10 protein-coding genes are annotated in these 9,573 nt (G+C 60.9%); 5 read left to right on the forward strand and 5 right to left on the reverse strand.

The window, feature by feature from the left end; genetic code table 11:
- Positions 1-6: 6 nt before the first annotated feature.
- The 4 genes from EGH25_RS11575 (at position 7) to EGH25_RS11590 (ending at position 3,937) form a co-directional block, all read left to right on the forward strand.
- A complete protein-coding gene (locus tag EGH25_RS11575; protein WP_266088746.1) occupies positions 7-666 on the forward strand; it encodes an OapC/ArvC family zinc-ribbon domain-containing protein in 660 nt (219 codons plus the stop codon).
- 63 nt (positions 667-729) lie between these two features.
- Positions 730-1,446, forward strand: coding sequence for a UMP kinase (pyrH, locus tag EGH25_RS11580; protein ID WP_266088748.1), 717 nt, complete (start codon positions 730-732; stop codon positions 1,444-1,446).
- A complete protein-coding gene (gene lysS / locus EGH25_RS11585) occupies positions 1,436-3,118 on the forward strand; it encodes a lysine--tRNA ligase (RefSeq protein WP_266088751.1) in 1,683 nt (560 codons plus the stop codon). The genes pyrH and lysS overlap by 11 nt, the downstream gene beginning before the upstream one ends.
- 135 nt (positions 3,119-3,253) lie before the next feature.
- Positions 3,254-3,937: a hypothetical protein gene (locus EGH25_RS11590; RefSeq protein ID WP_266088753.1), complete on the forward strand. Its 684-nt coding sequence runs from the start codon at positions 3,254-3,256 to the stop codon at positions 3,935-3,937.
- An 87-nt stretch (positions 3,938-4,024) separates the two neighbouring features.
- Here the strand turns inward: EGH25_RS11590 and EGH25_RS11595 are convergent, their stop codons facing one another.
- Positions 4,025-5,215 (reverse strand): thiolase family protein, encoded by a 1,191-nt coding sequence (locus EGH25_RS11595; protein ID WP_266088755.1) that lies wholly within the window; start codon positions 5,213-5,215, stop codon positions 4,025-4,027.
- A gap of 82 nt (positions 5,216-5,297) precedes the next feature.
- On the opposite strand from EGH25_RS11595, the gene EGH25_RS11600 reads away from it, so the two are divergent.
- Positions 5,298-6,200, forward strand: a complete 903-nt coding sequence (locus EGH25_RS11600; protein WP_266088757.1) for a thiamine-phosphate synthase family protein — start codon at positions 5,298-5,300, stop codon at positions 6,198-6,200.
- A 103-nt stretch (positions 6,201-6,303) separates the two neighbouring features.
- Here EGH25_RS11600 and EGH25_RS11605 read toward each other — a convergent pair whose 3' ends face one another.
- The 4 genes from EGH25_RS11605 to EGH25_RS11620 form a co-directional block, all read right to left on the reverse strand.
- A complete protein-coding gene (locus EGH25_RS11605) occupies positions 6,304-6,684 on the reverse strand; it encodes an HVO_A0114 family putative DNA-binding protein (protein WP_266088760.1) in 381 nt (126 codons plus the stop codon).
- A gap of 26 nt (positions 6,685-6,710) precedes the next feature.
- Complete coding sequence (locus tag EGH25_RS11610) at positions 6,711-6,953, reverse strand: hypothetical protein (protein ID WP_476729817.1); 243 nt, start codon at positions 6,951-6,953, stop codon at positions 6,711-6,713.
- Positions 6,954-7,192: 239 nt separating this feature from the next.
- Positions 7,193-8,191, reverse strand: a complete 999-nt coding sequence (locus EGH25_RS11615) for a DUF7961 domain-containing protein (RefSeq protein WP_266088762.1) — start codon at positions 8,189-8,191, stop codon at positions 7,193-7,195.
- Positions 8,191-9,573: AMP-dependent synthetase/ligase (locus tag EGH25_RS11620; protein WP_266088772.1), on the reverse strand; the 1,383-nt coding region annotated here is incomplete at its 5' end. The genes EGH25_RS11620 and EGH25_RS11615, both read right to left, overlap by 1 nt.

Raw genomic sequence — 9,573 nt, forward strand, 5'->3', positions numbered from 1 at the left:
CCGCGCGTGCCTCACGAATGCGTAGACTGCGGCGATGTCTTCGATGATGGCTCCGACGAGGTCTTCGACGGATGTCCGTCGTGCGGAGGAACCAAGTTCTTCTACGTCAAGCAGGTAGGTGCGTCGGAAGACCGACCGGAACCACCCGGTGACGGTGTAGGCGCGCACGCCGACGATGTAGAAACCTCCGATGACGGAAGCGATGTTACCGCCGACGGTGTAGAAACCTCCGACGACACGGCTACCGACGAACACTCGGCGCGGAACGAAGAACCCCAAACCGCCGCGGAGACGCAGACGGGTTCGGGCGACGACCGCGGCATAGTCGAGGCGGAGGACGGGTACGAACGTGCCTTCGGTGGAAGTCTGAACGACGAAGATGGCGAAGATCCCGCCGACGACCCCCTGGAAGCTGAAACCGACGGCGAAACCGACGACGAGATACACGACGTACCACCGTCTCCTGATACGGACGGCGAGTTCCGGCGCGCACACGCCGACGAAGCCCGCGACGAACTCATGGATCAGTTCGAGACGATACGTATAGTCGAACCCGGAAGCTACGAACTCAACCTGATGAACCTGTACGAGGAGGACGAGAAGATAATCGCGCTACAGGAAGACGGTCGTTATCAGGTCTCGCTCCCGACGGCGCTCGAAGACTGACGTTTCGAACTACCCCTTCTGTTCTCAAAACCGTTAAGTCCCGACCCGCCGAACTCCGTCCAAATGGATATCGTAATCTCCGTCGGAGGTTCTGTACTCGTACCCGAACTCTCCGCCGAACGCGTCTCGGAGTTCGCGCGCGTCGTCGAGAGTATCGCCGACGACCACTCCGTCACCGTCGTCGTTGGGGGCGGAAAGACCGCACGCGACTACATCGGTGTGGCGCGCGAACTCGGCTCGAACGACGCGATGTGCGACTACCTCGGCATCGACGTTACACGTATCAACGCGCGTCTTCTCATCGCCGCGCTTGAAGGGACGGCGTACCCCGAACCGCCGACATCGTACCGTGAGGCAGAGGACGCGCTCGCCGACGACAAGGTTCCCGTCATGGGCGGAACCGCACCGGGACAGACTACCGACGCCGTCGCCGCCGTCTTTTCGGAGTACACAGACGCCGATCTTCTCGTCTACGCCACGAGCGTCGACGGCGTCTACACCGCCGACCCTTCGGCGGACGACGACGCGCGTAAGCTCGAACGTCTGACACCCGACGAACTCATAGGAATCGTTATGGAGACACAGATGGACGCGGGCGCAAACTCCGTCGTCGACGCACTCGCCGCAAAGATCATCGAGAGAAGCCGTATGAGAACGCTCGTACTCGACGGTAGCGACCCCGCCGACATAGAATGCGCCGTCCTCGACGGTGCGCACGACGGTACGGAGATACTACCCGAAGGTACAGACGAAGCACAGGGTGCGCTCGATGAGTTCTGACGAAGAAAACGCCAGCGACATATCGGATTCCGCAACCTCCGAGTTCTGGGCGGACGAGTCGGCGCGCCGCGTCGCCGAGAACGACCGTCCGCCCGTCGTCAAGGGGGGCGTCTCCCCCTCCGGAGTGCCGCATATAGGAAACTTCAACGAGGTTCTCCGCGGCGCTTTCGTCGTCCGCGCACTCGAATGCCGCGACGACATCGCAGGCGAACCCGGACAGGTCTTTACGAGCGACGACCGCGACCCTCTTCGGCGCGTTCCTGACACCGTACTTTCGCCCGAAGGCGAGGTCGTCGAACTCGACGCGGAGGAGCGCGACGAACTCCGCGCGCACCTCGGTAAGCCGTACGTCGACGTGCCGTCGCCGTTTGCCGACGCCGCGGGCGCGCCCGACACATGGGCGGAACATTTCGCCTCCTTCCTACGCGAGGACGCCGAACGCCTCGGTGTCCCCGTTGAGTTCGTATCGAACGACGAGATGTACGAGGACGGCGACTTTGACCAATCCGTCCGAACCGCACTCTCCGAACTCGAAAGGTCGCGCGACGTAATCGCGCGTCACCAACGGACGGCGGGCGAGGGGTACGTCCCCTTCATGCCTATCTGCGCCGAATGCGGACGTATAACGACCACACCAACCGGCGTTAACGTCGAGGACGGAGCCGTCGACTACGTCTGCGACGACGCCCAGCTCGCCGGCGAGTACGAGGTCGAGGGATGCGGGCACCGCGGAACCGCTACCCTCCGCGAAGGAAAGCTACCGTGGCGGTTTGAGTGGCCTGCGCAGTGGTGGACGCTCGGTGTCGGTTTCGAGCCTTTCGGGAAGGATCACGCAGAAGGGTCGTGGGAAAGCGGCGTCGAGATCGCGCGCGAGGTCTACGGCGTCGAACCGCCCGAACACCTCGTGTACGAGTTCTTCCTCGTCGACGGCGGTAAGATGTCGGCGAGTGAGGGTAACGTCTACACTGTCTCCGACATACTGCGTTACGTCGAACCCGAGGTTCTGCGTTACTTCTTCGCTCTCGACCCCAAGAAACAGCGCGACCTGTCGCTCGCCGAGATACACCACCTTGTCAACGACTTCGACCGTATCGAGGACGTCCGTTACGGACGCGACGAACCCGCCGACTCCACAGAGCGCCTCTACGCCGAACGCGTCTACGACGACCTACGCGCACCCGACGAAGATCCGGCTGAACACGAACCCGTCCGTCCGCCGTACACCTTCTCAGCCATGGTCGGCGTCGCGGGCGACGACGAGGCGCGTCTCGACACACTCCGCCGTTCAGGACATCTTCCGGAAGACCCGACGGAGACGCAGAAACGCGACGCACTCCGCCGCGTCGAACTCGCGCGCAACTGGGCGCTCGATCACGACAACGAGTACGCCGTCCGTGTCCTTGACGACAAACCGGACGCCGACTTCGACGCCGACACGCGTACAGCCTTCGACGAACTCGCCGACGCCGTCGAGTCGGGCGCGTCACCCGACGAGATACAGAACGCCGTATTCGAGACTGCGCGCCAAAATGACCTCGGTGTAGGCGGCTTCTTCTCCGACGGATACCGTCTGTTCTTAGGACAGGAAAGCGGTCCTAAACTAGGTCCTCTCCTATCCGCACTCGACCGTGAGTTCGTCGTCGAACGTCTGCGCCAACCGTCCGACGGCTGAGAAAGTCGGGGGATATCCCCACTCCACATCGTCGCCACTCCCCTTCCCAGAACCCCGTATTAACACCGTGCTCTCCGGAAATTCAGTTTAAGAACGTCCAAAGATACTCGTACCCCCACGTCCATGTATCCGTGGATGAGCGGAAACGAAGACACCGACGACGAAACCCAAGCCTCCGAGGGCGGCTCAGATCGGATCGAAGATCCGCCTGACGACGCGACGGAACCCACTGAGCACGAACCCGACGATCTTCAGTCCGAAGCCGAACACCCCGGTACAGACCGTCTGGAGGAAATACAGGACGAACTCCGCGACAAGGAGAACGAGGTCGCCGAGGTACGCGAAGAGCTAGAACCCAAGATAAACGAAAAGGAGCGTGAGCTAAACAGCCTGCGTAAGAAGCTCGACAAAAGACTCGACGACCACGGGAGACGCCTCGACGAGCTACGTGACGAACTCCGTGAGGAGATAACGGCACGTAGGTCGCCCGGCGGGGGCGCTCAGTCCGACAGACCCGCCAAGGCAGGCGGTTTTATACTCGGATTCGTCGGTGTCCTCGGCTTTCTCGGCTCCGTAGCTACCGCCTCCGTGGGGTTCGTTCCGGATCTCACGACCCCCTTGGGTACCGAGGCTCTCATCGCGGTCGCCGCCGTCTCGGGTGTCCTTTCGCTCGTCGTTCTCGCCGGCGGATGGCAGAGCTACAAGAAACAGAGATGGTACTTCGTCGTCTTCACATCCCTCGTCGCGACGGTCTTCGCAGTCCCCCTCGGTCTTCCGGCTCTGGTACTCGTCGCCGTCGCGGAGCCTACCTTCGACTGATCCATCGGTTGACCGAACGCGGGATACGGAAACCTGCGTCGTACCTCTCGTAGAGCCTTCGGCTGATCCGTCGGTTGACCGGATTCGTTACTCGACGCGTTCGATGATCGTCGCTATACCCTGACCGAATCCTATACACATCGTCGACAGACCGTAACGTCCGCCCGTTCTTTCGAGTTCGTGAATGAGCTTCGTCACGAGCGCGCTACCCGTCGCACCGAGCGGATGTCCGTGCGCGATAGCGCCGCCGTTGACGTTCGTCCTGTCCCAAGGCGCTCCCGTCTCTTCGAGCCACGCGTTTACGACCGACGCGAACGCCTCGTTGACCTCGAACAGATCGATGTCCTCGATGCTCATACCTGCGCTTTCGAGGACGCGTTCCGTCGCGGGTATCGGACCCGTGAGCATCATCACGGGGTCGACGCCCGCGAGCGCGACATCGACGATACGCGCCTTAGGCTCCCAGCCTTCCTCTTCAACCTTCTCGCCCGACGCTACGACCATCGCCGAAGAGCCGTCGACGATACCCGACGAGTTACCCGGCGTTATGACGCCGTCGTCGGTACCGCGGAAGACGAGAGGAAGCTTTCCGAGAACGTCCTTCGTCGTACCGGGGCGCGGATGCTCGTCCTCCTCGACCACGATCTCATCGGTCACCGTCTCGCCGTCGTCGTCCTCACGCTCCACCTCAGTCTCAACAGAAACGAGCTGGGAGTCGTACCTGCCGTCGTCCATAGCCTCCGCCATACGCTGTTGGGAGTCGTACGCGATCTCGTCGACCTCCTCGCGCGTGAATCCCCACTCCTCGGCGATAAGCTCGGCGCTCTCCCCCTGAGGTACGATGTCGAACCTGTCGGTGTACGTCTCGCTGAAAGAGCCGAAGTCACCGTCGCTACCCATCGGCTCGCGCGTCATATGCTCGACGCCGCCCGCTATCACGCAGTCGTGGAGACCGCCCCTGATGTTCGCCGCGGCGAAGTTGACCGCCTGCTGTCCCGAACCGCACTGCCTGTTTAGCTGTACGCCCGGTACGTCAACGTCCCATCCCGCGACGAGAGGCAGGAGGCGCGCGATGTTGTAGCCCTGTTCGCCCTTCGGCGTGACACAGCCGTAATGTATGTCTTCGATGTCGTCGGCGGGATCGAATCCAACGCGTTCTTCAAGAGCCTTCAGCGGCTCAGCACCGAGATCCTGCGGGTGCGTGTTCTTGAAGACGCCGTCCTCCTTGCCGAACGGCGTACGTACAGCGTCTACGATGTAGGCGTCGTTCTCTGCCATGATAGATAATGTCGTCGCCCCGGTATGTAGCTTGCGCCGTCGTGTCGGGAGTCTTTATGACCGCCGCAACCCTAAACCTCGTATGAAGCTACCTTCCGAGGTTGTCGTCGACTCGTTCCTCCCGACGTTCCGTGCGCTTCTCGCGTCCGAACTCGACGACCGCGGCTTTACACAGCAGGAGATAGCCGACCGTCTCGGTGTTTCGCAGCCCGCCGTCAGCAAGTACGTCATGGACAAGGTTGAGAAGGAAGGGATCGTCGCCACCGACGACCGCGTCCGTGATACGGTCGAACGTATCGCCGAGGGGTTTGACGACGGGACGGTTGACGACTACAATGCGCTTTCTGAGGTCGTGGGTCTCGTCCGCGCGCTCGAAGACCGCGGACCTATCTGCGAACTCCACGAGCGCGAATCCCCTTTCCTACGCGGAAAAGGATGCGATATCTGCGTTGCGGGCGACGACTCGTCGCTCCTCGTTGAGAATGAGGTGCTCGGTGACGTCCGCCGCGCCGTCCGGAGGCTCAAAGGTATCGAGGGCGTCGCCGAACACGTCCCTAACGTAGGGACGAACGTCGCGCAGGCTCTCCCCGACGCCGACGCACCGTCCGACGTCGCGGCGGTTCCGGGACGCGTCTACGCCATGAACGGGCGCGTCCACGTACCCGCAAACCCCGAGTTCGGCGTCTCGAAGAACGTCTCGGAGGTCGTGCTCTCCGCGGCGCGCTCCGACTCATCGAAACGCGGCGCTCTCAACCTCGCAACCTCCGACGAACTACTCGAAGCCGCGTCCGTTTCAGGGATGCATGCCGTAGGGTTCGACGCCGACCGCGACGACCGGCGCGAGACGGTCGAAGAGGCTTTCGCCGACGGCGTGCCCGATATCGCCTACCACCGCGGCGGATTTGGCGTCGAACCCGTCGCGTACGTTATCGCCGAGGACGCACCCGGTGCCGTTGAGAAGGTCGAGGGGATTCTGCGGAGCTAAGCACGTACCCACATATACAGCCTGATACCTTTCCGTCGAGGTAAGAGGTGACTTTTGCGGAACGGTAGCCGCGCCACGTCAAAAGATATCCTCCACCGTACCGTCACAGGGATATCTGAATATCTATCTCGTCGTACCCAAAGACGGGCTTCTTCGACCTTCCGTCCTGTTCAAGCTCCAACACACCCATCTCTTCGAGTTGACTCACGTTCCTGTGTACTTCCTTGTAGCCTCGTTCGAGCTTCTCGGCGAGTTCGTTTATACTATCGGGTTGATGATCAGACACTGCGCGTATGAGTTCGACGTTCTTCGTACTCGTGAGACGGTGTAGCTGTTTACCCGTGACGTTGAGTACATGCATGTCGTCCGGGTTCGGCGTGTCATCGTTTTGGAGGTCTTCGAGCTTCTCCCGGAACTCCTGACGCGTGTCCTCAGGAGGCTCGTTACGGATTTCGAGCGTCCGCCTGTATCTGGCTTTTGACATGGTTACGTTGTTTACGTTCTCGTTAGTTATGGGGCTTTCCCCGCAATACCTTTCCACCGGACGTACAGGTTCTTGGCTTCGTAGAACCGGTCAACTATCTCGTTCATTCCGATGAAGTCGGTGCGTGTGTAACGTCGGTTACAGAGATGTTCGTCATAGACACCCCGATCCTCATGGCTGTTGTCGTGCCTGACAACGGTGTAGCCGTCGGTGGTTCCGAAATGTAGGGCGTAGTCGTGTCCGCAGGCGGAGTCAGGTTCGGTATACACTCTTGCGGTTTCGACGTAGCCGCCCTTCGTTACCGTGTATTCAAGTTCAGTATCGCGCCCCGACGTTCACTGGTTCTACATGTGGAGAAAGGTTGATAAGTGGTATGGTGTAGGGCACATAATAGGTAAGACCCTAGAAACAAAGTACACCGTTGGTCTGTAAGGCTAATTAACCGGAAACAGGGAAACCCAAGGCGGTTGAGAACGTCAGCGATCTGCGCGGCTGAGTAATCGCGGAGCTATACCGGCTCTAACTCCTCAGCTTCGTACCCGTACAGCTTCACGTCGTTCTCCTCGCAGTAATCAGCAAGACCCGATTCGGGTACTTCGCCGCCGAACCCCCCTTCGTATGCAACCTCTACCTTACCACCGTCACGTTCTACGACGACGGCTGGGTCAGGATCGTCGTGGTCGGTCTTGATAACACGGTCACCGACGACGAACGGGTGTTCAGCATGTTCGATGTTGGTGTGCTTGTACGTGTAGAGCTTGATGTCTTGGTCGTCGCAGTACGATGCGAGCTCCGCGGGGTGGTAGTCGCGCCAAGCTCCCGGACCGGCGTTCATCGGTTCGGCGTACGCGACGTTGACCGCCTCGCCTTCGAAGGCTGTTCCGTGTACGTCCCCGTCCTTCTCCGGCGGTAGAACCTCGACGACCACGCCGGGCGACCGGCTTGAGCCATCGCTCTTGACGACACGGTCGCCCGGTTCGAACGGGTCCGTCGGGCGCTGGTTCATATGCGCGGTGTTCGGTCCGAGGTCTATGAGTTCGTTCATCGGACGTGCTGTGAGATGGTCTAACTGACTCGGATTGTCGGATGCGTACCCTTCGTCCGCCTCTACCTTCGACTTGAGCGTATCGACGCGCGTCCATCCGAGGAGCATCAGGGCGTCTTCGTCGTCGCGGTGCCACGCCATGGCTATGATGTCGTCGTCGGGGTCGTTGTCGAGGAGTTTACGCGGCAGGAACGCCGAAACGTCGCGCGAGGTCTTCACGTCGACCTCGTAGCCGAAGACCTCGAAGTCGTACGCCGAGAAGCTTTCCTCGTTACACCGGCGTATCGCCTGTTCGTTCATCCAGTCCCACATCTCGACGGGTAGGTACTCGCGGCAGAAGCATTCGAAGGCGAGTTCTCCGAGGTTTCCTATACGTTTAACATCGAGGTCGTCCGCACCCTGTATGACGGCTTGGTGGTGGGCGCGTTCGCGGTCTACCTCGGAGGGGGTGTACCGGTACATCAGTTCCCTTCGTCGTCTTCACCGTCCTCGGCGTAGATATCGTCGATAACGTCGCCGTGCTTCTCGGCTATCTTCCTGCGCTTCTTCTTGAGACTCGGCGTCAGGAGGTCGTTCTCCTCCGTCCACTCCTCCGCGACGAGTCTGAACCTCTTGATGGTTTCGTAGCTCTCGAAGTTCTCGTTCACCTCGTTGACCTCCTCCTCTATCCACGAACGCACCGTCTCGTTGTCGACGATAGCTTCGTTGTCGTTGGGAAGTTCGACGCCTTCCTTCTCGGCGCGTTTGCGCACGCCCTCGAAGCTGGGAACCATTAGCGCGCCGATGAACTTCTCGCTGTCACCGACTACCATGCACTGCTCCACCAGACGCGAGGTTGAGAAGCCGTCCTCTATAGGCTGTGGGGGGACGTTCTTGCCCGTCGACAGGACGATGAGTTCCTTGGCACGGTCGACGAACGTCATGTAGCCGTCGTCGTCCATACGTACGACGTCCCCCGTTCTGAACCAGTCGTCGCCGTCGTCTTCCGCCTCGGTGAACGACGCCTCCGTCTTGTCGGGCTTCTCCCAGTAGCCGTCGGTGACGTTCGGACCCCGGACGAGTAGCTCGCCGACGTTTCCGTTCTCGCGTACGTCCTCCGGCGCGGCGTCGACGTCGAGCTTCGTCTCTACGTCGGCTATCGCGGGTCCGATGGTGCCTATCTTAGGCTTCTCAGGCGGGTTCGCCGAGACGATAGGCGCTGTCTCTGTCAGACCGTACCCTTCGAGTATCGGGAGACCCATACCGTGGTAGAGGGCGCAGAGGTCGGCGGAAAGGCTCCCTCCGCCGCTTATCATGAACTCTATCTCGCCGCCGAGCGCCTCACGGACGTTCGAGAAGACGAGAGCGTCCGCGACGGTGTGCTTGGTGCTTAGCCACGCACCCGGAGAGTCCGTCTTGTGGTATCTCTCACCGACACCTTCCGCCCACTCGAAGATACGTTTCTTCACCCCCGAACCGCTCGCCTGTTCGCGTATAGCGTCGTAGACCTTCTCGTAGACGCGCGGCACGCTCGTACCCGCTGTCGGCGATACAGCCCCGAAGTCGTCCTGTAACGTGTCGGGGCTTTCGGCGTACGCCACGGTCGCCCCGCTCGCGTACATCAGGAACGAGCCGTAACGTTCGAAGGCGTGGGCGAGGGGGAGGAAGGAGACGACGCGATCCGTCTCGTCGATAGACGGCAGGTCGTCGGGCTTGTCGGGACGCGGACCGAAACGTTTCCTTCCCTGGTTTATCGACGACCTGAAGTTGCGGTGCGTGAGGCGCACGCCCTTCGGCTGTCCGGTGGTACCGGAGGTATAGATCAGTGTACAGAGGTCGTTAAGTGAGAGGTCGTCGAGCCAGTC

The organism is Halorutilus salinus (genome assembly GCF_026242195.1).
Lineage (GTDB): Archaea > Halobacteriota > Halobacteria > Halobacteriales > Halorutilaceae > Halorutilus > Halorutilus salinus.